This is a genomic window from Bradyrhizobium sp. SZCCHNRI3052, assembly GCF_032484895.1.
In the GTDB taxonomy this organism is placed as follows: domain Bacteria; phylum Pseudomonadota; class Alphaproteobacteria; order Rhizobiales; family Xanthobacteraceae; genus Bradyrhizobium.
This window is the reverse complement of the sequence record NZ_JAUETW010000007.1, coordinates 332,642-356,221: the sequence shown is the minus strand read 5'-3', so window position 1 is coordinate 356,221 and position 23,580 is coordinate 332,642. Positions and strand designations below refer to the sequence as shown.

Sequence of the window (23,580 nt, the reverse complement as noted above, 5' to 3'; positions counted from 1 at the left end):
CCGGAGCGTGCCATGTCGGACATCCTGACCAAGATCGAAGCGTATAAGCGCGGGGAGATCGCGGCAGCCAAGCGGGCATGCCCGTTGCCGGAGCTCGAGGCCCGCGCGCGTGACGCTTCGCCGCCGCGCGGCTTCGTTGCCTCGATCCGAGCCAAGCATGCGAACGGCGACTACGCCTTGATCGCCGAGGTGAAGAAGGCCTCGCCGTCCAAGGGACTGATCCGCGCCGATTTCGATCCGCCGGTGCTTGCCAAGGCCTACGAGGCCGGCGGCGCGGCCTGCCTGTCGGTGCTGACAGACACGCCGTCGTTCCAGGGCCATCTCGACTTCATGGTCGCCGCGCGGGCCGCAACCGCCCTGCCCGTGCTGCGCAAGGACTTCATGTTCGACACCTACCAGGTGATCGAGGCGCGTGCTCACGGCGCCGACTGTATCCTCATCATCATGGCCGCGCTGGACGATGCCGCCGCTGCGGACATCGAGGCTGCCGCGCTCGCCCACGGCATGGATGTCCTGATCGAAATCCATGATCGCGCCGAGCTCGATCGCGCGCTGAAGCTGCGCTCGCCGATGATCGGCATCAACAACCGCAACCTGCGAACCTTCGAGACCACGCTGGCGACCTCCGAAGCGCTGGCGCCGCTGGTCCCGGTCGAGCGTCTTCTGGTCGGCGAGAGCGGCATCTTCACTTCGGCCGATCTCGCGCGCCTGGCGCGCGTCGGCATCCAGACCTTCCTGGTCGGCGAGAGCCTGATGCGGCAGGCGGACGTCACGGCGGCGACGCGCGAGCTGCTTGCGCGCAATGCCGCCTCCGCCAGCGCGGCTGAGTGACCATGTCCGACAAGTCGCCCGACGCTCCCGCCCTCACCCACATCGACGCCCGCGGCGAAGCCCGCATGGTCGACGTGTCGGACAAGGCCGCGACCGAGCGAACCGCGACCGCCGAGGGCCGCGTCGTCATGAGCCCGGCGACGCTCGAGCTCATCCTGTCCGGCAACGCCAAAAAAGGTGACGTGCTCGGAACTGCCCGCATCGCAGGCATCATGGCCGCCAAGCGGACCTCCGAGCTGATTCCTCTGTGCCACCCGCTGGCGCTGTCCAAGGTCTCCGTCGACATCACGCCCGATGCCGCGCTACCCGGCTGCCTCGTCAGCGCCACCGTCAAGGTGACCGGGCCGACCGGCGTGGAGATGGAAGCCCTGACGGCCGTGTCCGTCGCCTGCCTGACCATTTACGACATGATCAAGGCGGCCGAGCGCGGCGTACGCATCGAAGGTATCCGCTTGACCGAAAAGATCGGCGGCAAGTCCGGGCACTATCGCGCCTGAAGAGATTACCAAGCCAAATACAACTTCGAATTAATTGTTCGCTAACTCAACTTCCTAACCTCACTTCCATCGCGGACCGATAGCAATGGTTGTGGGAGGGACATCGTAGCGGTCCATCCCGAAGCGCCGATCGCAAGCGTATTCAGGACCGATGACGACCGATACCACCAGTCCAGGGAATGCCCTCAGAGCTTCGACCGACCGCGGTGGACCGATCCGCTGGCTGGTCGGCGGAGGCCTCGTGCTGATTGCAGCCATCGCGATCGGTACGACCATCATGGCCGACAGTTTCCGGGAACGCGCGCTGAACAGCGCGACGCGCGAGCTGGAGAACACCGTCCTCCTGCTGGCGCGCCATTTCGATCAGCAGATGGAGGATCTCGGCGCGATCCAGCGCGATCTCGCCAACTACGTCCGACAGAACCACATCGACAGCGGCGCCCGCTTCAAGGAGCAGATGGGAAGCGCCGCCGTCAATGCCATGCTGAAGGACAAGCTGAGCGCGGTGACCTATGTCGGCGGTTTGAACATCTTCGACTCCGACGGCAACCTGATCAACTCCGGAGCGGCCTGGCCGGTGCCGCCCGTCAACATTGCCGATCGCACCTTCTTCAAGCGGCTGAAATCCGATCCGACCGCGCCGCAACTGCTGATCGAACCGGTGGTGGGCCGGATCACCGGCACATATGTCGCAGTCATTGCCCTGAAACTGACCAGTCCCAACGGCGAGTTCCTGGGCATCATCAGCCGCAGTCTCGAACCCATCAATGTCGAGCGGTTCTTCGCCTCGGTCGCGCTCGGTCCCGACGCGGCGATCTCGATGATGCATCGCGACGGAACCCTTCTGGCCCGCCATCCACGCCATGAGGGCATGCAGAACCAGAACTACAAGAACGCGCCGATCTTCCGCCAGATCCTGGCCGGCGATGGCAACACCACGGGCATTTTCAGCAGCCCCGTCGACGGCGAGCACCGCATCGGCGCATCGCACCGGCTGACGAGCTATCCCTTGATCGTGACTGCGACGACGACGGTCTCGGCGGCGCTCGCCGACTGGCGCGAGCAGATGCGCTTCCTGATCGCCGTCGGCGTGACGTCGGTGCTGCTGATCGCCGGCATGCTTTACGTCGTGGTGCGCCGGCTGATCAGCGACCACGACGCCTCCAGCCGCCGCTTGACGCTGGAGAAGGAACGGCTCGACAAGGCCGTCAACAACATGACCCAGGGCCTCTTGCTGTTCGATGCATCGGAGCGCCTGGTCATCAGCAACCAGCGCTACGTCGACATGTACGGCCTGTCTGCCGACGTCGTGAAACCAGGCTGCACGTTTCGCGCGCTGATCGCGCACCGCAAGGCCACCGGCTCGCTGGCGGGCGACGACGTCGAATATGCCGATGCGGTGCTGCGCGACATCGGCCGCAAGACCTCGCAGATCATCGAGACCACGGACGGTCGCTGGATCCAGATCGTCAACGAGCCGATCGCGGGCGGCGGCTGGCTCGCCACCCACGAGGACATTACCGAGCGCAAACGGTCCGAGGAGCAGATCACGCATCTGGCGCACTACGACGCCCTGACGGATCTGCCGAACCGCACCCTGTTCCACGAACGCCTCAAGGAGGAGCTGATCGGCGTCCCCCAAGGCCGGCGCCTCGCGCTGCACTACATCGACATCGACGAGTTCAAAGGCGTCAACGATTCGCTCGGCCACCTCATCGGCGACGAGCTGTTGAAATCCGTCGCGGCGAGCCTGAGCGCCTGTGTCGGCACCGCGGGGTTCGTCGCCCGCCTTGGCGGCGACGAGTTCGCCGTGGTCCAGACGGCGATCCGCAACCGGGAGGATGTCGAACAGCTGATCGAGGATATTCTCGGCGCGATCCGCGCTCCGCGTGACTGCCTCGGCCATCAGCTCACCGCCGACGCCTCGATCGGCGTGGCGTTGATCCCCGAGCACGGCACCGATCTCGACCAGATCATGAAGAACGCCGATCTGGCGATGTACGCCGCCAAGGCCGCGGGACGCCGCACCTGGCGCTTCTTCGAGCCCGAGATGGACGCCCAGATCAAGGCGCGCCACCAGCTCGAGGTCGACCTGCGCCAGGCCATGGCCGACGATCGACTCGAGGTCTACTACCAGCCTTGTCTGAGCCTGCAGGACGACCGCATCGTCGGTTGCGAGGCGCTGGTGCGCTGGAGGCATCCGACCCGCGGCGCCGTCTCGCCGGCCGAGTTCATTCCGATCGCCGAGGACACCGGCCTCATCAACCTGCTCGGCGAACGCGTCCTCCAGGTCGCCTGCACCGAGGCGGTGAGCTGGCCGGACGACATCCGGCTCGCCGTCAACGTCTCGCCGGTGCAGTTCAAGAGCGGCACCCTGGCGCTCAAGGTCGCCAATGCACTTGCGACCTCCGGCCTGCCGCCGCATCGGCTGGAGCTCGAGATCACCGAAGCGGTGCTGATCCGCGACGACGACGCGCTCGACACCCTGCACCAGTTGCGCGCGCTCGGCGTCCGCATCGCGCTCGACGATTTCGGCACCGGCTATTCGAGCCTCAGCTATCTCCAGCGCATTCCGTTCGACAAGATCAAGATCGACCGCTGTTTCGTCAAGGACATCACGGAGAGCGAGGGTTCCGCGGCGATCGTCCAGGCCGTGGTCAACATCGCCGCCATCCGCAAGATGTCGACGACCGCCGAGGGCGTCGAGACCGAGGCGCAGCGGCAGCTGCTGAAGCGGCTCGGCTGCTCGGAGATGCAGGGCTATCTGTTCAGCCCTCCGAAGCCCGCAGCCGACGTGCGGCAATTGTTCGCCGCGCAGCGCGCCAATCCCTCATCCGGCCGCCGTTCGCGCTCGGACGCCGCCTGAGCCGGTTCCGAACCGATAAATACCGTTGCAATTTGAGGCTTTTCCGCAAGCCAGATTCAAACCCTGCCGACCGGTCGTGCCTTGAAGTCCACGGCTCCGCCATGATCTACGGGACACAGACGGACATACTCCGTGTTCGCCTGTACACGCTGGTCGAAAACCACGGCGGGACGGCCTCAGGGCCGCCCCGTCGGGTGTGAGCATCGCGCGTCGCAAGCCGCACACCCGCCCCGCTTCGCAGATCAGTTCGGCACGGCCGCCTTGGCGCGGACGTCGGCGTTCACCGTGACGCCCCGCAGCACGTTGAATGCGGCGTGCAGCGCCTTGTCGTCCTTCTCGTCCGGCGGAACGTAGGACTGCGAGCCGGTCTGCTCGGTGCCGTCGGGCGCCGAGAGATGGCCGCGCATGCCGGCCTCACCCTTGAGATCGCCGCGATCCTTCAGTTCGTCCGGCACGTCCTGCTTCACCTCGATGTCCGGTGCGATGCCCTGCGCCTGGATCGAGCGGCCCGACGGCGTGTAGTAGCGCGCCGTGGTCAGCGCCAGCGCGCCGTTGCCGGCGCCGAGCGGAATGATGGTCTGCACCGAGCCCTTGCCGAACGAGCGCGTGCCGACCAGGGTCGCACGCTTGTGATCGTGCAGCGCGCCGGCCACGATCTCCGACGCCGAGGCCGAGCCGCCATTGATCAGCACCACCAGCGGCTTGCCCTTGGTGAGGTCGCCGCCGCGCGCAGTGAAGCGCTGCGTCTCCTCCGGATTGCGGCCGCGGGTGGAGACCACCTCGCCCCGCGGCAGGAATGTGCTGGAGACCGACACGGCCTGATCGAGCAGCCCGCCCGGATTGTTGCGCAGGTCGACCACGTAGCCGGCGAGCTTCTCCTGCGGGATCTCCTTGGAGATGCTGGCGACCGCCTTGCGCAGACTCTCGGTGGTCTGCTCGTTGAACGATGTGATGCGGATATAGCCGATGTCGCCGCCTTCGGTGTGATAGCGCACCGGGCGCACCTTGATGATCTCGCGCGTCAGCGTGACGTCGAGCGGTGATTCCTTGCCCTTGCGCATGATGGTGAGCTTGGTCTTGGTGTTGACGCCGCCCTTCATCTTGGCGACGGCCTGCTCGAGCGTCAGTCCCTGCACGGCTTCGCCGTCGATCTTGGCGATGAGATCGCCGGAGAGAATGCCGGCCTTGGACGCGGGCGTGTCATCGATCGGCGCGACGACCTTGACCAGGCCCTCCTCCATGGTGACCTCGAGGCCGAGTCCGCCGAACTCACCGGACGTCGTCTCCTGCATGTCGCGCCAGGACTTGTCGTTCATGTAGCGCGAGTGCGGATCGAGCGACGACACCATGCCGTTGATGGCGCCTTCGATCAGCGCGGGATCGCTGGGCTTCTCGACATAGTCGGCGCGGACACGCTCGAACACCGCACCGAACAGATTGAGCTGCGAATAGGTGTCGGCCATGCCGGCCGCGGCCTTGGCCTTGGCCACGAGTTGCGCGCCGTCGGGACCCGTCACCATCAGGGTCAGACCGACGCCGGTCATCGTGCCCGCCAAGAACAGCCAGTTTTTCCGCATTGTTTGCTTCCCGAGCGTTTGTTGGATGGCCGGCCGATCTAAAGGGTCCGCACGCATCGCCGGCGCGATTTGTGTTGCGAACTCACACCACATTTCCGGTTTCTTCAAGGCCGATATTGCGCCGCCGTACCGGAGCCCGACCGCCGGCGCCGTATCCGAAATGGACGTTCGCAGGCTGAAATCAAGATCAGGGCTGCGCCTGTCGTCCTCCAGGGCCCGGCTGCACATATCCGGTCTTTCACGGCACCTGTCATCACAATTCGACGAGCCGTGTGCAGCGACGCGATTGATGGCCTGCGCCTGCGGCGGCGCCCCCGCGCGCGGCGGCGAACTCCAGTTCGGAATGCCTTGCACCCGGACCGCTCGATGGGCAATGCTCCGCGGCAAAACCGCAAACAGGACAGTCGCTGGGAGGCAACCATGAACCAACGGACCCCGATCGAGGCCGGGTGGAGGAACGTCGAGCTCGGTTCGAGCGACGAGAAGTTCCAGAACCTTCACGAGTTCATCCGCAAGGCGCGAGCCCAGCTCAACCAGAATGCCTGGGACTACATCATCGGCGGGGCCGAGACCGAGACGACGCTGCGCCGGAACCGGATGGCGCTCGACGAGATCGCATTCCGTCCGCGCGTGCTGCGCGACGTCTCCAGGGTCGATGCCTCGGTCGAAACTTTCGGCCGCAGGCTCCGCCTGCCGGTGGTCATGGCCCCGGTCGGTGCGCTCGAAATCTTCGATCCGGCAGGCGCCGCCAGCGTGGCCCGTGGAGCGGGCCGGTTCGGGGTCGCGCACATGCTGAGCTCGGTGTCCGAGCCCGGGCTGGAGAAAACCGCCCAGGCCGCTCCCGACGCGCTGCGCATCTTCCAGCTCTATGTCCGCGGTGACGACGCCTTCGTCGAGGACTATGTGAGCCGCGCCATCGCCAACACATACACGGCGTTCTGCCTCACCGTCGACACCGCCCATTACAGCCGGCGCGAGCGCGACATCGCCAAGCGCTACGTGCGCGAAAGCCGGCTGCGCGCGACCGGCGGCGATCATCAGAAGGCGCTGAGCTGGCATACCGTCAAGCTGATCAAGGACAAGTTCAAGCTGCCGCTGATCATCAAGGGCATCGCGACCGCCGAGGACGCACAGATCGCCGTCGATCACGGCGTCGACTGGATCTACGTCTCGAACCATGGCGGCCGCCAGCTCGATCATGGCCGCGGCGCGATGCACGTGCTGCCGGAGATCGTCGCGGCGGTGAAGGGCCGGGCCAGGATCATGGTCGACGGCGGCTTCTGCCGCGGCACCGACATCGTCAAGGCGATTGCGGCCGGCGCCGATCTCGTCGGCATTGGCCGGCTGCAATGCTGGGCGCTGGCGGCCGCAGGCGAGGACGGCATCCTGCGCATGCTCGAGCTGCTGGAGGACGAGGTGATCCGCACGCTCGGCCTGCTCGGCGTCACCTCGTTCGCGGAGCTGAACGCGTCCTATCTGCATCCGGCGGCCGCCACCAACCTGCCCAGCGTGGTCAGCGCGTTTCCGCTGGTCGACATCGAGCCCTACCGTTATTGAGGAGGCGCCGCTTCCGTCCCACGCAAGGCATCGTCGACCCGCCCCATGCCCGCCTCCGCTCTCCGCCCCGGCGTCGCCGACGCGCTGCTGTTCGACCTCGGCCGCGTCGTCATCGACATCGATTTCGTCCAGGTGGTCTCGCGCTGGGCAGCGCATGCCGGCTGTCCGCCGGAGCGCATCGCCGCGCGCTTCGTGCGCGACGAGATCTATCACGGGCACGAGCGCGGCACCGTCTCCGATGCCGCGTTCTTCGCCAACCTGCGCCGGCAGCTCGGCATCGACATCACCGACGCGCAGTTTCTCGAGGGCTGGAACGCGATCTTCGTCGGCCCGATGCCGGGCATCGCCCCGCTGCTCGCACGCGCGGCTTCGAGACTGCCGCTCTATGCCTTCTCCAACACCAACCAGCCGCACATCGATCACTTCTCGCCGCGCTATGCCGACTTGCTCGGTCACTTTCGCGAGATCTTCCTGTCGTCGTCGATCGGCCTGCGAAAGCCGGATGCCGAGGCGTATGATCACGTCGTGCAGGCGATCGGCGTGCCGGCCGAGCGGATCGTTTTCTTCGACGATCTCGCTGAAAACATCGACGGCGCGCGGACGAGCGGGCTGCAGGCGGTGCTGGTGCGCTCGACGGCCGACATCGCCGCGGCGCTGGAGGCGCTCGGGATCTGATCGCGTCGCGCAAGGGTGCGTCATGGCCAGCGGCGTGACGTTCTGAAGGGCTGCGCTCGCAATGACGGTGCCCACTCGTGCAAAATTGTTCTCGCGGCACGATGTGCCCGAGCTTTGCTGCTCTCATTTCACCCTCCTCCAATCGGAGGGCGCAGGGAATGCCGGGCTGCAGGCCGCAACCCATGGCCCGCCTGCAGAAAAAAAGCAGGCGGCAGTCACCACAGGTCCAGCCGACATCCGGCATTCCCTGCGCGATGGTCTTCACGCTTATACGCGATCTCCCCGGTGCTCGGCTTGTTGGCCACCGTCGCCGACGGGATCATCAGCACCCGCCGGCTTGGCATCAGCGTCGGGATGCCAGGACCACGCGACTTCACGTCCGCGCCATGCCGTTCGTCCGCGCGCCATCAGAGCACGCTGCGACACGTCGCGGCCACCGCATCCCGCGCTCCACGTCCGTGACGATCGCGAAGCGCCCCTCCTGTCGAGCACGGGACCAAATCAGCATAGCAGCTTTTTCCGAAAAAGCGAATCCTAAATGCGACGGCCGGCAACGGCACCATCCGGCCCGTCTCCCGCCACATCCGCTGGTCGCAGACGAGCCGGCGCCTAAGCACATCGGCATCGGCGGCGAGATCGTCAAGATCGCGCCGTGCTCGATGACCATCGTCGGCTCGCTCGCCGAGTGGTCGCAATGGACCGGCGTGACCTTCGATAGCTCGGGTGAGATCGAGGTGCCCCGCTGCTCTCGTCCCCGTGCTGGCGTCGGTCGAGCACGACCATGCCGCCTATGTCGAGCCGAATGTCTGGATTCGGCATCCGCTCTGACGCGGTGCAGGCCGTCCGCGCGACGATCAACGCGCCGGCACGACGCGCTCGTCCAGAAATCCGATCACCGCGTCGAACGCCTGCCGTCGATTCCGCTCCATCAGGACCATGTGCGTGCCCTGCCCGATCTCGACCAGGCGCTTGTACGGCGCGCTCCCGAGGCGAACGAACAGGTCGTGCGCCATCCCGAAGCGGACATCCACGTCCCATTCCGCCGCGAGCACGAGAACCGGGCAGTCGATCGTGCTGGGATCGTAGATCGGCTGGTCCACGGTCCAATGCTCGTCCATGTGGCGCGCGCAGATCGAGGGCGTCGCGGCAACGCATATGACGATCGCCTATGACCGGCGCGGATTTGGTGAGACGGTCGCCTATGAGGAAGCTCATTCTCCGGTCGAGGACCTGCTCGCCGTCGTCGACGCGCTCGCGCCGGGGCGGCCGGCGGCGCTGATTGCCTGCTCGCAAGGAGGCCGCACAGGATTGGGATCGGGTCAGCGCTATCAAGGCGCATCTGTGGGTCGACGGTCCCTTGCAGCGCGAGGGACGCATCTCCGGCGAGCCACGCGAGACGTTCCTGAAGAAGAACGCCGCCGCACTCCGCGCGCCGCCAACCGGCGCGACTCTCGATATGGCACCAGCCTTCCCGCGCCTCGCGGAGATCGTCGCGCCATCGCTCGTCATCTGGGGGGACTTGGACTTTCCTCACATCCAGCAGCGAAGCAGGCTGCTCGCCGCAACAATGCCGAACGGGTCAGGACATGAGCTGGCCGGAACGGCGCACCTGCCGAGCCTGGAACGTCCGCAGGAGGTCACGCGGTTGATTGCAGACTTTCTCGCGCGATCGTGAGGCAGCGGCCGGAAACGGCCCACCGCAGACGGTCAGAACGCGGGGAGCGGCCTAGGCCCTTGGCCGCGCCGTGCGCGTTCGGTTAGAAGGCGATTCATTCGATCTGCCGTCCCCGTCCGAAGGAACTCTCATGGCCCTGATGCCGGTCTCCGATGCGTTGTCCGCGGTGCTCGCCGGCGCCGAGCCGCTGGCCGAGGAGCAGGTCGGGCTGGACGAGGCGTTTCACCGCATCCTGGCGCGGGACCTCGCGGCGCTGCGGACGCAGCCGCCCGAGGCGATGTCGGCGATGGACGGCTATGCCGTGCGCGCGGTGGACGCCGCCCAGGCCAAGGCGCGGCTGAAGGTCATCGGCGAGGTCGCGGCAGGGCGGCCGTTCGATCGCGTGGTTGGACCCGGCGAGGCGGCACGGATCTTCACCGGTGGCGTTGTTCCGGAGGGCGCGGACGCGGTGGTGATCCAGGAGGACACGATCGCCGAAGACGGCCACGTCGTGATCACCGAGGCCGCGATCAAGGGCCGGCATATCCGGCCGGCGGGCGTCGACTTTCACCAGGGCATGGTGCTGCTGAAGTCCGGGCGCCGGCTCAGCGACCGCGACCTGTCGCTGGCGGCCAGCATGAATCATCCGGCGCTGCCGGTGCGGCGCCGGCCGAAGGTGGCGCTGCTCGCCACCGGCGACGAGCTGGTGATGCCGGGCTCGACGCCCGGCCCGGGCCAGATCGTCTATTCCAACGGCTACGCCTTGCGGGCGCTGGTGCGCAACGAGGGCGGGACACCGATCGATCTGGGCATCGCCGCGGATACGATGCAGGCGACTATCGCCGGCATCCGCCGGGCCCGCGAGGCCAAGGCCGACATCCTGATCACGACCGGCGGCGCCTCGGTCGGCGATCACGACCTGGTCAAGCAGGCGCTCGAAGCCGAGGGCGTCGAGATGGCGTTCTGGAAGATCGCGATGCGGCCGGGCAAGCCGATGATGCACGGACGGCTCGGCGACATCAGGGTGATCGGACTGCCCGGCAATCCGGTGTCGTCCTATGTCTGCGCCATCCTGTTCCTGGTGCCGCTGATTCGGCGGCTGCTCGGCCGCGACGAGGCCGTGATGCCGCGCGAGACCGCCCTGCTCGGCCGCGAGCTCGGGCCGAACGATTCGCGCGAGGACTATCTGCGGGCGCGGCTCGAAGAGCGCGCCGACGGCACGCTGGTCGCCACCCCGGTGAGCCAGCAGGATTCGTCGCTGCTCGGCAATCTCGCGCTCTCGCAGGCGGTGGTGATCCGGCCGGCGTTTGCGCCGAAGGCGCCTGCGGGCAGCCCGTGCGAGATCCTGCGCCTGCCGAACTGAGCCGCTTCCCCGGTAAAGCCCGGTCTGTTCATCATATTTTTAGGATTGCGGAACACACATCGAACATATAGTGTCCGTTCATGATTTGTTTTTAGTATGTTGCGGGCGACGCGATGACGGTCCGACTCCAGGGCGCTCTCAGCCGGTTTGTGCGCGAGGCGCAGCTCCTGGACTCGGACGACAACAAACCGGGGACCAGGTCGAGATGCTGACGCGCAAACAGTACGAACTTCTGCGGTTCATCAACGAGCGGCTCAAGGAAGCCGGCGTGCCGCCGTCCTTCGACGAGATGAAGGATGCGCTCGATCTGCGCTCGAAGTCCGGCATTCATCGCTTGATCACGGCGCTCGAGGAGCGCGGCTTCATCCGCCGGCTGCCCAACCGCGCCCGCGCGATCGAGGTGATCAAGCTGCCCGAGCTGTCACAGGCCGCCAACAACCGCCGCGGCTTCACCCCATCGGTGATCGAGGGCAATCTCGGCAAGGTGCGCACCAGCACTCCCGCGCTGGACGATGGCGAGCGCCCCGTCGCAGTGCCGGTGATGGGCCGCATCGCCGCCGGTACTCCGATCGAGGCGCTGCAGACGCGCAGCCACACCATCAGCGTGCCTGCCGACATGCTCGGCAACGGCGATCACTATGCGCTTGAGGTGCGCGGCGACTCCATGGTCGATGCCGGCATCCTCGACGGCGACATGGCGCTGATCCAACGCAACGAGACCGCCGACACCGGCGACATCGTGGTGGCGCTGATCGACGATGAGGAAGCGACGTTGAAGCGCTTCCGCCGCCGCGGCGCATCGATCGCGCTGGAGCCGGCCAACACCGCCTACGAGGTACGCATCCTGCCGCCGAACCGGGTGAAGATCCAAGGCAAGCTGGTCGGGCTGTACCGCAAGTACTGATCGCGAATGGGATCGGTCGATGGGCGGCGGGCGCACGCGCTTTCGCCGCCGATCGGAGGCTGCCCAGCAAAATACGTCACGCGCGAATGCACCTCATGATGTGCAGCGCGGCATGCTCAAACGCTTGTGATCGGCCGCGGGCACACGCGATGCAGATCAGCGCAGAATTGCCGCGAAGCGCGCGCTAACATCACCATCGATGTCCACTCTGATAGAGGCCTGCGCCTGTCCGGGGGGAGCGTGGGTCGGCTATCTCTCAACGAGGAGCGATCCGATGTGTGACTACAGCCTCCATGCGGTTGCGTCCCGTCCCGCCAAGGTCGGCGAGACGTTGATCTCGATGACCTTCCGTGGCACCGCCACCCGCGGCTTCGCGCTGGAGAGCGAGCCGACCGTCGCAGTCTGCATGCTGCCCGGCACCGAGTTGGCCTTCGCCGAGGACGTCCGCTACGACAGCCGCTGGCTCTGGACCCGGACGATCCGCGAGCGCGTCGCAAAGTTCAACAGCATCGAGACTCACATTCCCGATCGCCATCACGACGCGATCGAATTCGCCGATGGCCGCCACGTGCTGGTGACCCAGCTCTGCGAGGGTCAGCGCGTCACCGTGCTGCAATTGCCGGTCAGCAAGCAGCCGGCGGAGCGACGCCCGGACATCGCCGAGGACGTGCCGACTTCGCAGGCCACACCGATTCGCCGCATCAGCATCACCTGAGGGGTCTCCGCATCGGCATTTCTCTCGGTCGTGAGCGAGCTTTCGACCGTGGGAGATTTGGGTTCTGCAAGCGCAAAGTCCTCTCGGGCGAACCTCACGCCCCGGCATCGCATCGGATAGGAACGACATCCCTCGGCCGGAATTGATGTGCCGGGGGAGCCTGCCGCCGTGGTCAACAAGATCGATTGGAACAAGGCCGCCGGGATCACCGAGCCCGGCTGCGATATGCTTGTGTTCGGATGGCTGACAGTCACGGCTGACGACATCGCCATCTGGCAACGCTATCCGCGCGCTGCGTTCACGCTGGCCGAAAGCCCCTCGCTGTTTGATGGACTTGGCAACATGGACCTGGCGACACCGAGTATCATCTCGGCACGCTCGAGCTGCCCGGCACTCAGTCTTCCTCGCCCTGCTCCGTCTCCGGCGGCGTCGCATCCTGAGGCCGCGCGGCCGGCGCGCGCGGCGTCAGCGTCGTGTCGAACTCGCCGGCCTCGGCGGGCGCCGGCCACCATGGGCGGTCGGTGCCGCCGGCGCGCGCCGGCGTGACGGCGAAGCTCCTGCCCCGCTGCACCAGCATCAAGGCGCCCTGCTGCCGCAGCCGCTCGCGATCGATGACGGCCGCCGCGCAGGATGACGGCGCGGCGCGCGCGGTGACGATGAGCGCGGCACGGGCGCAATCATCCGCGAGCGCCTCGGCGCGCAGGGTCAGGGCGGCGAATCGGCCGTCGGCCATTGCGACCACGCAGCCCGCCTCGTCGCAGGAGACACCATCGGCGAGCGATGAATCCGCCGGCAGCCGGGCATCGGCGTCGGCCGCGAGCCACTCCTTGGTGGCGAACACGTCCTTGCCGGTGCGCATCACATGCAGGCGCCCGTCACGGCCGCGCACCGCCACCGCGCGCCCATCGCTGGCGATCAGCACGTCGGGCAGCGGCGTCGCGGCGGCCCACGCGGTGGCCACCACGAGCCCCACGGCGCCCGACCAGCGCAGCGGTGTGCGCAGCAGGCCGATCAGGATGACACCGAGGCTGGCCAGGATCAGTGGACCGATGCCGAAGGCCGGGATGCGCCCGACCGCGCCGGGCAGCGCCGCCACCCAGCGCGTCACCGCGATCATCCAGTCGATGCCGAGGCCCATCAGCGTCCACCAGGGACCGTCGAGCCCGAACGGCGCCGCCAAGAGGCCCATCAGGCCGGCCGGCATCACCAGCGCCGAGACGACCGGCATCGCCGCGAGATTCGCGAGCACGCCATAGGGCGTGACGCGATGGAAATGGAAGGCGGCATAGGGCGTGGTCGCGAGCCCCGCGATCAGCGAGGCCAGCAACAGCATCGCAAGCTCGCGGCCGCCCCACAGCGCGATGCGCTGCGTCGTGGAGCTGTCCGGCGTCGCAAACAGTCTGGGCAGCCCGAACTGCACCAGCGCGACCAGGCCGAGCGTCGCCGCGAACGACATCTGGAAGCTCGGATGCACCAGCGCTTCGGGAGCTGCGACCAGCACGATCATCGCGGCGACCGCGAGCGTACGGAAGGTGACGGCGCGGCGGTCGACCATGACCGCGATCAGCACCACGGCCGTCATGAAGAACGACCTTTGGGTCGCGACCTCCGCGCCTGAGAGCAACAGATAGAACGCCGCCGCGACCAGCGCTGCGGCCGCCGCCCATTTCTTGATCGGGTGGCTGATGGTGAGGCCGGGGATCAGCGCCAGCAGCGCGCGCACGGCGAAGAACACGACACCGGCGACGACCGCCATGTGATAGCCGGAGATCGACAGCACGTGGCCGAGACCGGAGACGAACATCGCGTCGTTGACATCGGGCGTGATGGCGTCGCGCCGGCCGGTCAGCAGCGCGGTGGCGATGGCGCGTTCGTCGCCCGACAGGCGGCCGCGGATGCGTGCGTCGATCGCGTCGCGCAGACCCTGCATGGCCGCCGCATAGCCCAGGCCGAAGCCGGCGGCCTGCGGCGGCGTCGCCGTCGTGATCGCGCCCATCACGAAGCCGGATGCGCCGATGCTCTGGAAGAACATGTCGCGCGCGAAGTCGTAGGATCCGGGCCGCACCGGGGCCATCGGCGGCAGCAGCCGCGCCTTGAGCTGCACGAAGCTGCCGACCTCGGGCGCCGCGCCCTTGCGCACCGCGAGCCTGACACGCGCGATGGTGACGGCGTTGCGCGGGCTCTCCATCGACGTCACCCGCAGCACGATGCGGTCGCTGCGCTCGCGGATGTCGCGCGCCTCGACGAAGCCGGACAGCGCCACCGAATACAACGGCCGCGCCAGCACCGGATGCGCGACGCGCGCGGTCTTGACGGTCGCCGCGGCGAAGCCGCACGCCGCCGCCGCGATCATCACGGCAACCGGAAACAGCCGATGCCGCCGCATCATGATGGCGACGATGCCGAGCAGCGCCGCGGTGGTGGCGGCAATCCAGAGCACCGGCTCGTGATCGGCGGTGAAGTACAGCGCGATGCCGGCCCCGAACGCCACCGGCACCCAGGGCAGCAGCCGGCCCGCCCCCGCCTCCTCGGCCGCCCAGCTCTTCAGGCGAGCGGCGAACGCCGACGACGCGCCGGACCCGATCGCGGACCAGCCGCCGGCCAATGCACCGCGCGGCGGCCAGACATCGGCCATCACGCCCGCGATCCCGCGACGCCCTCCTGGCGGCCTGACCGGCTCCGCCATTCCCTGCACCACCCGTTACCCGACGGGCGGAAAGGCTACCGAAAGCTGCGCGAGCGCGCCTAGCAGAACGGAACGGGAATCCTGAAAATCTGCAAGGCCGCTGTGCGGGAACTTTTTGCACCGCACGTGCTTTTTAGGGGATGGACGCCCACGACCCTGAAGACCCCTTCGCCGACCTCGCGCTCGAGAAGGCGATCCACCTGCGCTGGACTCTCCGGGACATCAAGGCCCACCGGCTGACGCTGTCCCCTGTCGCCGACGAAGATCTTTCGCTGCTCACCGAGCGCGGCCTCGTCGAACTCACCGACGGCGTGCCGACGCTGACCGAGGCCGGGCAGGACGCGATCAGCTGAGCCACACGCGTCCCGCGGTCTCCGCTTGCCTCACCCCTTCGCGACTTCCTTGGCGAAGGTGTCGCGCAGGCCGATGGTGCGGTTGAACACGAGCTTGTCGGGCGTCGAATCCGGGTCGCGCACGAAGTAGCCCTGGCGCTCGAACTGCATCGGCGCGTCGGAATTGCTCGCGGCGATCGCCGGCTCGATGCGCGCGTCGGTCAGGACCTCGAGCGAGTTGGGATTGAGATCGGCGGTGAAGTCGGCCGCATTGGGGCTCGGATTGGCGAACAGCTGATTGTAGAGGCGGATCTCGGCTGTCAGCGACTGCGCAGCGGAGAGCCAGTGCATCGTTGCCTTGACCTTGCGTCCGTCCGGCGCGTTGCCGCCCTTGGTCGCCGGATCATAGGTACAGCGCAGCTCGACGATCTCGCCGGCGTCGTTCTTGATGACGTCGCGGCACTTGATGAAATAGGCGTAGCGTAGCCGCACCTCGTTGCCCGGCGACAGACGGAAGAACTTCTTCGGCGGATTCTCCATGAAGTCGTCCTGCTCGATATAGAGCTCTCGGCCGAACGCAATCCTGCGCGTGCCGGCTGCGGGATCGTCGGGATGGTTGATCGCCTCGAGCTCCTCGACCTGGCCTTCCGGATAGTTCTCGATCACCACCTTCAGCGGCCGCAGCACCGCCATCCGGCGCAGCGCCGTGCGATTCAGCTCCTCGCGGATGCAGAATTCGAGCATGCCGACATCGACGATGCTGTTCGCCTTGGCGATGCCGATGCGCTTGATGAACTCGCGCACCGCCGCCGGCGGCACGCCGCGCCGCTTCAGGCCGGCGATGGTCGGCATGCGGGGATCGTTCCAGCCGGCGACATGGCCGTCCTGCACCAGCCGCGTCAGCACGCGCTTGGATAGCAGAGTATAGGTGAGATTGAGGCGCGCGAACTCGTACTGGTGCGGATGCGACGGCACCGGCAGCTTGTCCAGGAACCAGTCGTAGAGGGGACGGTGATCCTCGAACTCGAGCGTGCAGATCGAGTGCGTCACGCCCTCGATCGCGTCGGACTGCCCGTGCGCGTAGTCATAGCTCGGATAGATCTTCCAGGCGTCGCCGGTGCGCGGGTGGTGGGCGTGCAGGATCCGGTACAGCACGGGGTCGCGCAGGTTGATGTTGCCGGCGGCCATGTCGATCTTGGCGCGCAGCACGCGCGCGCCGTTCGGGAATTCGCCGGCCTTCATGCGCCGGAACAGGTCGAGATTCTCCTCGACCGAACGGTCGCGGAACGGGCTGTTCCTGCCGGGCTCGGTGAGCGTGCCGCGCGACAGGCGGATTTCCTCCTGCGACTGGTCGTCGACATAGGCGAGCCCGGCCTTGATCAGCCCTTCCGCCCAATCGTAGAGCCGCTCGAAATAATCCGAAGCGAAGAACAGGTTGTCGCCCCAGTCATAGCCGAGCCAGCGCACGTCGGCCTGGATGGAATCGATATATTCCTGCTCTTCCTTGGTCGGATTGGTGTCGTCGAAGCGCAGATTGCAGCGACCGCCGAATTCCTGGGCAATGCCGAAGTTGAGGCCGATCGACTTGGCATGGCCGATATGCAGGTAGCCGTTCGGCTCCGGCGGGAACCGGGTGACGACCGTCTTGTGCCTGCCGCTGTCGAGATCGGCCTGGACGATGTCGCGGATGAAGTCGCGCCCTGCCTCTGCCGTCGCCGCCGTGTCTGTCGTCGTGGTCATCAAGAATATCCTGCTCCGGAATTTGGCAGCCTATCTGCCAAATCCGCTTCCCCCAAGGAAGGCTTTAGTTATGCGATAGGCCTGCTATACACCCCCCGCCCTCTTGAGCCCCTGCCTGGATTTCGTGCTGCCGCCCATGACCATCCCGATCGTCACGCGCTTTGCCCCCTCCCCGACCGGCTTTCTCCACATCGGAGGCGCCCGGACGGCCCTGTTCAACTGGCTGTATGCGCGCGGCCGCGGCGGCAAGATGCTGCTCAGGATCGAGGACACCGACCGCGAGCGCTCGACCAGTGCAGCGATCGACGCCATCCTCGACGGCCTGAAATGGCTCGAGCTCGATTGGGACGGCGAGGTCATCTACCAATATAGCCGCGCCGCGCGCCATCGCGAGGTCGCCGAGCAACTGCTGGCCAGCGGCATGGCGTATCGCTGCTATGCCACCGCCGAGGAGCTGGCCGCGATGCGCGAGAAGGCGCGCGCGGAAGGCCGCACCCGGCTCTACGACGGCATGTGGCGCGACCGCGATCCCAAGGAGGCGCCCGAAGGCGTCAAGCCGACGATCCGGCTGCGCGCGCCGCTGACCGGCGAGACCGTGATCGAGGATCAGGTTCAGGGCCGCGTGGTCTGGCAGAACGAGAACCTCGACGACCTCGTGCTGCTGCGAGGCGATGGCAATCCGACCTACATGCTGGCGGTCGTCGTCGACGACCACGACATGGGCGTCACCCACGTCATCCGCGGCGACGACCATCTGATCAACGCCGCGCGCCAGAAGCAGATCTACGATGCGCTCGGCTGGATGGTGCCGTCGATGTCGCACATCCCGCTGATTCACGGGCCCGACGGCTCGAAGCTGTCGAAGCGCCACGGCGCGCTCGGCGTCGACGCCTACCGTGCGATGGGATATCTGCCGTCGGCACTGCGCAATTACCTGGTGCGGCTCGGCTGGAGCCATGGCGACCAGGAGATCTTCTCCACCGAGGAGATGATCAAGGCGTTCGACCTGCCGGCGATCGGCCGCTCGGCGGCGCGGTTCGACTTTGCCAAGCTGGAAAATCTCAACGGCCACTACATCCGCCACAGCGACGACGCGGCGCTGGTGCGCCAGTTCGAGGACGTGCTGAATTACGTGCCGAACGGCGCGGCTCTCAAGGCCAAGCTCAACGACGCCACGCGCGCGCAGCTCACTTTGGCGATGCCGAGCCTGAAGGAGCGCGCCAAGACGCTCTTGGAGCTGATCGACGGCGCCGCCTTCATCTTTGCCGACCGGCCGCTTCCGGTCGACGCCAAGGCCGCCGCCCTGCTGACGCCGGACAGCCGCGCCTTGATCGGCCGGCTGCGTGACGCGCTGGCCGCTGTCGAGTCCTGGAGCGGACCGGCCACGGAAGCCGCGCTGCGTGCGTTTGCTGAAGCCAACAATCTCAAGCTGGGCGCGGTGGCGCAGCCGCTGCGCGCGGCGCTCACCGGCCGAACCACCTCACCCGGTATTTTCGACGTTCTGGCGATCCTGGGGCGTGATGAATCCTTGGGCCGTCTGGAGGACCAGACCACCTCATAAGGTCTCATGGCCCCCCATCTTGCAGCGCACAGGGCAATACGATACGCATTTGCGCGGCACCCACTGGTTTTCCCGGCTCGAACATCCTTCACACGTTGCGGCGGGCTCGTTGACGGATGTTAGGGCCGAAGGACACTAGTAAGTATAAGATTCCAGTACGGTTTCGGATTTGACCTTCGCTTAAGCTGTTGGCAGCGACAGTGACGCGAATGTCAAAGCCACCGCACTGGATAAAGTCCACCTGCCCTGCCATCTCTCAAAAAGAACAAGGGCCAAGCCTAACGATCTCATCGGGGACAAACGATGGACGCAAAATCCGCAAGCAAGACCGCGACCCTCACCGTCGGCAACAAGAATTTCGATCTTCCGATCCTGAGCGGCACCGTGGGTCCCGACGTCATCGACATCGGCAAGCTCTACGCCCAGACCGGGATGTTCACCTATGACCCCGGCTTCACCTCGACCGGCAGCTGCCAGTCCAAGATCACCTATATCGACGGCGATGCCGGCGTCCTGGAATACCGCGGATATCCGATCGAGCAGCTCGCCGAGAAGGGCGACTTCCTGGAGACCTGCTATCTGCTGCTGTACGGGGAGCTTCCCACCAAGGCCCAGAAGCAGGATTTCGACTATCGCGTGACCCACCACACGATGGTGCACGAGCAGATGTCGCGCTTCTTCCACGGCTTCCGCCGCGACGCGCATCCGATGGCGGTCATGGTCGCTTCGGTCGGCGCGCTCGCCGCGTTCTACCACGACTCCACCGACATCAACGATCCGAAGCAGCGCATGATCGCGTCGATGCGGATGATCGCGAAGATTCCGACCCTGGCGGCGATGGCCTACAAATACACCATCGGCCAGCCTTTCGTTTATCCGAAGAACTCGCTCTCGTTCGCCGAGAACTTCCTGCACATGTGCTTCGCCGTGCCGTGCGAGGAGTACAAGCCGAACCCGGTTCTCGCCGACGCGCTCGACAAGATCTTCATCCTGCACGCCGATCACGAGCAGAACGCCTCGACCTCGACGGTGCGCATCGCCGGCTCGTCGGGCGCCAACCCGTTCGCGTGCATCGCCGCCGGCATCGCCTGCCTGTGGGGTCCGGCGCATGGCGGCGCCAACGAGGCGGCACTGAACATGCTGGCCGAGATCGGCACCGTCGACAAGATTCCGGACTTCATCGCCAAGGTGAAGGACAAGAACAGCGACGTGCGCCTGATGGGCTTCGGCCATCGCGTCTACAAGAACTACGACCCGCGCGCCAAGATCATGCAGAAGATGTGTCACGCGGTGCTCAAGGAGACGGGCCACGCCGACGATCAGATGCTCAAGGTCGCGATGGAGCTCGAGAAGATCGCGCTCAGCGATCAGTACTTCATCGAGCGCAAGCTCTATCCGAACGTCGACTTCTACTCGGGCATCACCCTGAAGGCGATGGGCTTCCCGGTGTCGATGTTCACCGTGCTGTTCGCTGTCGCCCGCACCGTCGGCTGGATCAGCCAGTGGAGCGAGATGATCGAGGATCCGCAACAGAAGATCGGCCGTCCGCGCCAGCTCTACACCGGCGTCGCGACGCGCGACTATGTCGAGATGGACAAGCGCGGCTGAGCGCAGCGCAACTCCGCTTTCGAACGGCGCCGTCGATCCCGACGGCGCCGTTTCGTTTGTGAGGTCGCACCTTTCTGACTCGCGGCATCGGCCGGGAGTGCATCAGGCCAGCGCCTCGAGATGAGACCTGAGCTGCTCGGCCCCGTATGGCTTGGCAAGGAAGCGCGCGCCGGACGGCAGTTCCGAAGGGGTCACCTGACCTGACGTCACCAGGAGCGCGACCGGAGGCCAGCGGTCCCTGATGACGGCGACCAGCCGCAGGCCATCCATCGACCCCGGCATTTGGACGTCCGTGAAGACCACCGATATGCGGTCACATCGTTCGAGAAGCGAAATGGCCTGATCGGCGTCAGCTGCCTCGATGACTTCGAAACCGAGGTCTCTGATCATGTCGACAGCGTTGGCGCGGATCAGCCCCTCGTCCTCAACGACCAGAACTGTTTTTCTTGTGAGCCGAACGCGGGACACTCTGTCTCCTGTCCAATCTCATTCAATCGCACGACGATCATTTTGTTCCGGCGAACGTTCCGGGGCTGAATGCGTTGAACGGTGCAAATCGAAGACACGACTTGCATCCTGGATCGGGGACCAGCTCGAGCATACGATGACGACCAATCCCAACCCGGACGTCGACGCTGTCCAGCAGCTCGACGCCGTTCCCAAAATTCTGGACTCGGTGAGCAGGATCACCGGGATGGGATTCGTTGCGGTCGCGCGCGTGACCTCGGATCGATGGGTCTGTTGTGCGGTTCGCGACGACATCAATTTCGGCCTGAAAGAGGGCGGCGAGCTGCGCGTCAAGACGACGATCTGCAGCGAGGTCCGGGAGCGAGGCAAAGCTGTCGTCATCTGTGACGTCGAGACGGATCGCATGTTTCGCGATCACCCGACGCCAAAGCTCTACGGCTTTCGCAGCTATATCTCCGCTCCGATCACCCTGTCCGACGGGACCATCTGGGGCACCCTGTGTGCGATCGATCCAGCGCCGCGCGAGCTGGACCGGCCCGAGATCGTCAGCACCTTTCAGCTGTTCGGGGAGTTGATCGCGGCCCAGCTGGAGCTTCATCAGCGCTTCGCGCTCAGCCAGGCCAGCCTCGGCCTCAGCGAGAAGCGCAGGTTTTCGACCGAGGAACGGCTGAAGATCACCCAGGCTGACCTGCTCGACGAGCGCCGGACCGCCGAGCTGAGAGAGCAATTCATCGGCGTTCTCGGCCATGACCTCCGCAATCCGCTGGCCTCGATCGACGCCGGAATGCGCGTGCTGCTGCGCAACCAGGACGGCGCCAGAGCGCCTGAGATCATTTCCATGATTCAGAAATCAGTCATGCGCATGGCCGGACTGGTCGACAACATCATGGATTTCGCCCGGGGGCGCCTCGGCGGCGGCCTGACGATCAAGCCCGACGCGCGGCAACCGCTGGCGCCGGTGATCGAGCAGGTCATCTCCGAGATCCGTCTGGCCTGGCCCGATCACGAGATCGAGTCCCGGATCAACATCGCGGAGCCGGTCAAATGCGACCGCAGCAAGATCGGACAATTGTTCTCGAACCTGCTCGGCAACGCCATCTCCTACGGCGACAAGGACAAGCCGATCCAGGTCTCCGCAACAACGAGCGAAGGCTGTTTCGTGCTCGCCGTCACCAATCAGGGACCGCCGATCTCGGACAAGGCGATGCAGAATCTGTTCAAGCCCTACATGCGTGGCGAGCGTCCGAGCCAGCATGGTCTCGGGCTCGGACTCTACATCGCCTCCGAGATTGCGCGAGCGCATGGCGGCACGCTCCAGGCCACGTCGACCGGCGACAGAGCGACCTTCGAATTCAAGATGCCGCTTCAGGCCTGATCAGCGCCGTCCGCTGCGCATCGTTGCCAGCACGATGTCGGCCGCGCGCACGCTCGGCGAGGCCGCGCCCGTGGACATGATCGCGTCGAGGCGATCGAACGCTTCGACCTGGCGCGCACGTATCGGACCGTCGCCCAGGAGATCGGCGAGAACGGGCGCGAGATTGTCGGCGGTGCAGGCTTCCTGAAGGAATTCCGGAATGACGTTCTCGCCGATCACGAGATTGGCGAGAATGACCGATTGCACGTTGACGACTCGCCGGAGAATGAACGCCTCGATCTCGCCGACGCGATACGCCGTCACCATCGGCACGCCGGACAGCGCGAGCTCCAGGGTCACCGTGCCGGACTTGGCGAGCGCGGCGCGCGCGCGCCTGAAGGCTGCCCGCTTCTCGGCCTCGCCCGTGATGATCTCCGGAACGAGCGGCCAGTTTGCGACTCCAGCCCGCACCGCGGCTTCGAGATGCGGCGTGGTGGGCAGCACGGCTTCGAAGGCCAGGTTTTGGGCGCGCAGCCGCGCCAATGTCTCGCCGAACACGGCGATGTGGCGAGCGACCTCGCTGCGCCGGCTGCCAGGAAGCACCAGCAGAACGGGAGGGTCGGCATCTCGGCGCGCCTGCTCTGCCGCATTGGGGCGCAGGTTGGCGAGCTGTTCGATCAGGGGATGGCCGACATAGGTGCAGGGCGGACCATTGAGCCTTCGGAACGCCTCCGGCTCGAACGGCAGCAAGCCCAGCACGTGATCGACGTAGCCGCGCATCGCGCGCGCCCGGCCCGGGCGCCACGCCCATACGGTCGGTGCCACGTAGTTCACGATCGGAATCTCGGGATCGCGCGCGTGAACCCGCTTCGCCACGCGCTGGGTGAAATCGGGACTGTCGATGATGACGAGCACGTCGGGCTGGTCCGCAACGATCGCATCGACGGTGCCGCGGATCAGGCGGAGGATCTTGGGCAGCTGCTTCAGCACCGCCGCGAAGCCGACGATCGAGAGCTCCTCGATCGGAAACAGCGAGGCGAGCCCCTCGCGTGTCATGCCGCGGCCGCCGACGCCGGAGAATTCGACGCCGTCGCCGAGCCGCTGGCGCAGCACCTTCATCAGGCTGGCGCCGAGGCGATCACCGGACTCTTCGGTCGCGACCAGGCAGATCCTGCGCATGGCCGGGCCTGCC

General features: G+C 66.3%; 19 protein-coding genes. 13 read left to right on the top strand and 6 right to left on the bottom strand.

Features of this window, described 5'->3' with window-relative positions:
• Positions 1-12: 12 nt before the first annotated feature.
• The 3 genes from trpC (at position 13) to QW887_RS21150 (ending at position 4,194) form a co-directional block, all read left to right on the top strand.
• On the top strand, positions 13-831 hold the full coding sequence (gene trpC, locus QW887_RS21160; RefSeq protein ID WP_316175274.1) for an indole-3-glycerol phosphate synthase TrpC: 819 nt from the start codon (positions 13-15) through the stop codon (positions 829-831).
• A 2-nt stretch (positions 832-833) separates the two neighbouring features.
• Positions 834-1,328, top strand: a complete 495-nt coding sequence (moaC, locus tag QW887_RS21155) for a cyclic pyranopterin monophosphate synthase MoaC (protein ID WP_315750926.1) — start codon at positions 834-836, stop codon at positions 1,326-1,328.
• 151 nt (positions 1,329-1,479) lie between these two features.
• Positions 1,480-4,194, top strand: a complete 2,715-nt coding sequence (locus tag QW887_RS21150; protein WP_316194927.1) for an EAL domain-containing protein — start codon at positions 1,480-1,482, stop codon at positions 4,192-4,194.
• A gap of 242 nt (positions 4,195-4,436) precedes the next feature.
• Here QW887_RS21150 and QW887_RS21145 read toward each other — a convergent pair whose 3' ends face one another.
• Positions 4,437-5,771, bottom strand: coding sequence for a S41 family peptidase (locus QW887_RS21145; protein ID WP_315711628.1), 1,335 nt, complete (start codon positions 5,769-5,771; stop codon positions 4,437-4,439).
• 420 nt (positions 5,772-6,191) lie between these two features.
• On the opposite strand from QW887_RS21145, the gene QW887_RS21140 reads away from it, so the two are divergent.
• Positions 6,192-7,328, top strand: coding sequence for an alpha-hydroxy acid oxidase (locus QW887_RS21140; protein ID WP_315711627.1), 1,137 nt, complete (start codon positions 6,192-6,194; stop codon positions 7,326-7,328).
• Positions 7,329-7,373: 45 nt separating this feature from the next.
• The gene (locus tag QW887_RS21135) at positions 7,374-8,003 is read left to right on the top strand and encodes an HAD family phosphatase (RefSeq protein WP_315711626.1); all 630 of its coding nucleotides are present in this window, start codon (positions 7,374-7,376) and stop codon (positions 8,001-8,003) included.
• Between the two features lie 854 nt (positions 8,004-8,857).
• On the opposite strand, the gene QW887_RS21130 is transcribed toward QW887_RS21135, so the two are convergent.
• Positions 8,858-9,103, bottom strand: a complete 246-nt coding sequence (locus tag QW887_RS21130) for a hypothetical protein (RefSeq protein WP_316194924.1) — start codon at positions 9,101-9,103, stop codon at positions 8,858-8,860.
• A gap of 16 nt (positions 9,104-9,119) precedes the next feature.
• Between QW887_RS21130 and QW887_RS34945 the strand changes: the two genes are divergently transcribed.
• The 4 genes from QW887_RS34945 to QW887_RS21110 all read left to right on the top strand — a co-directional run bounded on the left by QW887_RS34945 (position 9,120) and on the right by QW887_RS21110 (position 12,639).
• Entirely contained in the window at positions 9,120-9,593 is a 474-nt protein-coding gene (locus QW887_RS34945; protein ID WP_410052616.1) for an alpha/beta fold hydrolase, read from the top strand.
• Positions 9,594-9,808: 215 nt separating this feature from the next.
• Positions 9,809-11,020: a gephyrin-like molybdotransferase Glp gene (gene glp, locus QW887_RS21120; protein ID WP_316194921.1), complete on the top strand. Its 1,212-nt coding sequence runs from the start codon at positions 9,809-9,811 to the stop codon at positions 11,018-11,020.
• 205 nt (positions 11,021-11,225) lie between these two features.
• Entirely contained in the window at positions 11,226-11,924 is a 699-nt protein-coding gene (lexA, locus tag QW887_RS21115; RefSeq protein ID WP_172109545.1) for a transcriptional repressor LexA, read from the top strand.
• Between the two features lie 274 nt (positions 11,925-12,198).
• Positions 12,199-12,639, top strand: coding sequence for a hypothetical protein (locus tag QW887_RS21110; RefSeq protein ID WP_315799749.1), 441 nt, complete (start codon positions 12,199-12,201; stop codon positions 12,637-12,639).
• A 394-nt stretch (positions 12,640-13,033) separates the two neighbouring features.
• On the opposite strand, the gene QW887_RS21105 is transcribed toward QW887_RS21110, so the two are convergent.
• On the bottom strand, positions 13,034-15,325 hold the full coding sequence (locus QW887_RS21105) for a ComEC/Rec2 family competence protein (RefSeq protein ID WP_316194918.1): 2,292 nt from the start codon (positions 15,323-15,325) through the stop codon (positions 13,034-13,036).
• A 140-nt stretch (positions 15,326-15,465) separates the two neighbouring features.
• On the opposite strand from QW887_RS21105, the gene QW887_RS21100 reads away from it, so the two are divergent.
• Positions 15,466-15,678, top strand: a complete 213-nt coding sequence (locus QW887_RS21100; protein ID WP_315711615.1) for a hypothetical protein — start codon at positions 15,466-15,468, stop codon at positions 15,676-15,678.
• A 30-nt stretch (positions 15,679-15,708) separates the two neighbouring features.
• Here QW887_RS21100 and QW887_RS21095 read toward each other — a convergent pair whose 3' ends face one another.
• Entirely contained in the window at positions 15,709-17,397 is a 1,689-nt protein-coding gene (locus tag QW887_RS21095) for a glutamine--tRNA ligase/YqeY domain fusion protein (RefSeq protein WP_316194917.1), read from the bottom strand.
• A 136-nt stretch (positions 17,398-17,533) separates the two neighbouring features.
• On the opposite strand from QW887_RS21095, the gene gltX reads away from it, so the two are divergent.
• Together gltX and gltA are read left to right on the top strand one after the other, a co-directional pair.
• Entirely contained in the window at positions 17,534-18,958 is a 1,425-nt protein-coding gene (gene gltX, locus QW887_RS21090) for a glutamate--tRNA ligase (protein WP_316194915.1), read from the top strand.
• 303 nt (positions 18,959-19,261) lie between these two features.
• Entirely contained in the window at positions 19,262-20,566 is a 1,305-nt protein-coding gene (gltA, locus tag QW887_RS21085; protein WP_315711611.1) for a citrate synthase, read from the top strand.
• Positions 20,567-20,668: 102 nt separating this feature from the next.
• On the opposite strand, the gene QW887_RS21080 is transcribed toward gltA, so the two are convergent.
• A complete protein-coding gene (locus QW887_RS21080; RefSeq protein WP_315711610.1) occupies positions 20,669-21,034 on the bottom strand; it encodes a response regulator in 366 nt (121 codons plus the stop codon).
• Positions 21,035-21,170: 136 nt separating this feature from the next.
• On the opposite strand from QW887_RS21080, the gene QW887_RS21075 reads away from it, so the two are divergent.
• On the top strand, positions 21,171-22,409 hold the full coding sequence (locus QW887_RS21075; RefSeq protein ID WP_315711609.1) for a GAF domain-containing sensor histidine kinase: 1,239 nt from the start codon (positions 21,171-21,173) through the stop codon (positions 22,407-22,409).
• On the opposite strand, the gene lpxB is transcribed toward QW887_RS21075, so the two are convergent.
• Complete coding sequence (lpxB, locus tag QW887_RS21070; RefSeq protein WP_316170127.1) at positions 22,410-23,567, bottom strand: lipid-A-disaccharide synthase; 1,158 nt, start codon at positions 23,565-23,567, stop codon at positions 22,410-22,412.
• Between the last annotated feature and the right edge of the window lie 13 nt (positions 23,568-23,580).

Bases quoted from the DNA above. Each gene is read 5' to 3' on its own strand.
- trpC (WP_316175274.1), top strand. From the start codon at position 13: ATGTCGGACATCCTGACCAAGATCGAAGCGTATAAGCGCGGGGAGATC.
- moaC (WP_315750926.1), top strand. From the start codon at position 834: ATGTCCGACAAGTCGCCCGACGCTCCCGCCCTCACCCACATCGACGCC.
- QW887_RS21150 (WP_316194927.1), top strand. From the start codon at position 1,480: ATGACGACCGATACCACCAGTCCAGGGAATGCCCTCAGAGCTTCGACC.
- QW887_RS21145 (WP_315711628.1), bottom strand. From the start codon at position 5,771: ATGCGGAAAAACTGGCTGTTCTTGGCGGGCACGATGACCGGCGTCGGT.
- QW887_RS21140 (WP_315711627.1), top strand. From the start codon at position 6,192: ATGAACCAACGGACCCCGATCGAGGCCGGGTGGAGGAACGTCGAGCTC.
- QW887_RS21135 (WP_315711626.1), top strand. From the start codon at position 7,374: ATGCCCGCCTCCGCTCTCCGCCCCGGCGTCGCCGACGCGCTGCTGTTC.
- QW887_RS34945 (WP_410052616.1), top strand. From the start codon at position 9,120: ATGTGGCGCGCGCAGATCGAGGGCGTCGCGGCAACGCATATGACGATC.
- glp (WP_316194921.1), top strand. From the start codon at position 9,809: ATGGCCCTGATGCCGGTCTCCGATGCGTTGTCCGCGGTGCTCGCCGGC.
- lexA (WP_172109545.1), top strand. From the start codon at position 11,226: ATGCTGACGCGCAAACAGTACGAACTTCTGCGGTTCATCAACGAGCGG.
- QW887_RS21110 (WP_315799749.1), top strand. From the start codon at position 12,199: ATGTGTGACTACAGCCTCCATGCGGTTGCGTCCCGTCCCGCCAAGGTC.
- QW887_RS21105 (WP_316194918.1), bottom strand. From the start codon at position 15,325: ATGGCGGAGCCGGTCAGGCCGCCAGGAGGGCGTCGCGGGATCGCGGGC.
- QW887_RS21100 (WP_315711615.1), top strand. From the start codon at position 15,466: ATGGACGCCCACGACCCTGAAGACCCCTTCGCCGACCTCGCGCTCGAG.
- QW887_RS21095 (WP_316194917.1), bottom strand. From the start codon at position 17,397: ATGACCACGACGACAGACACGGCGGCGACGGCAGAGGCAGGGCGCGAC.
- gltX (WP_316194915.1), top strand. From the start codon at position 17,534: ATGACCATCCCGATCGTCACGCGCTTTGCCCCCTCCCCGACCGGCTTT.
- gltA (WP_315711611.1), top strand. From the start codon at position 19,262: ATGGACGCAAAATCCGCAAGCAAGACCGCGACCCTCACCGTCGGCAAC.
- QW887_RS21075 (WP_315711609.1), top strand. From the start codon at position 21,171: ATGACGACCAATCCCAACCCGGACGTCGACGCTGTCCAGCAGCTCGAC.
- lpxB (WP_316170127.1), bottom strand. From the start codon at position 23,567: ATGCGCAGGATCTGCCTGGTCGCGACCGAAGAGTCCGGTGATCGCCTC.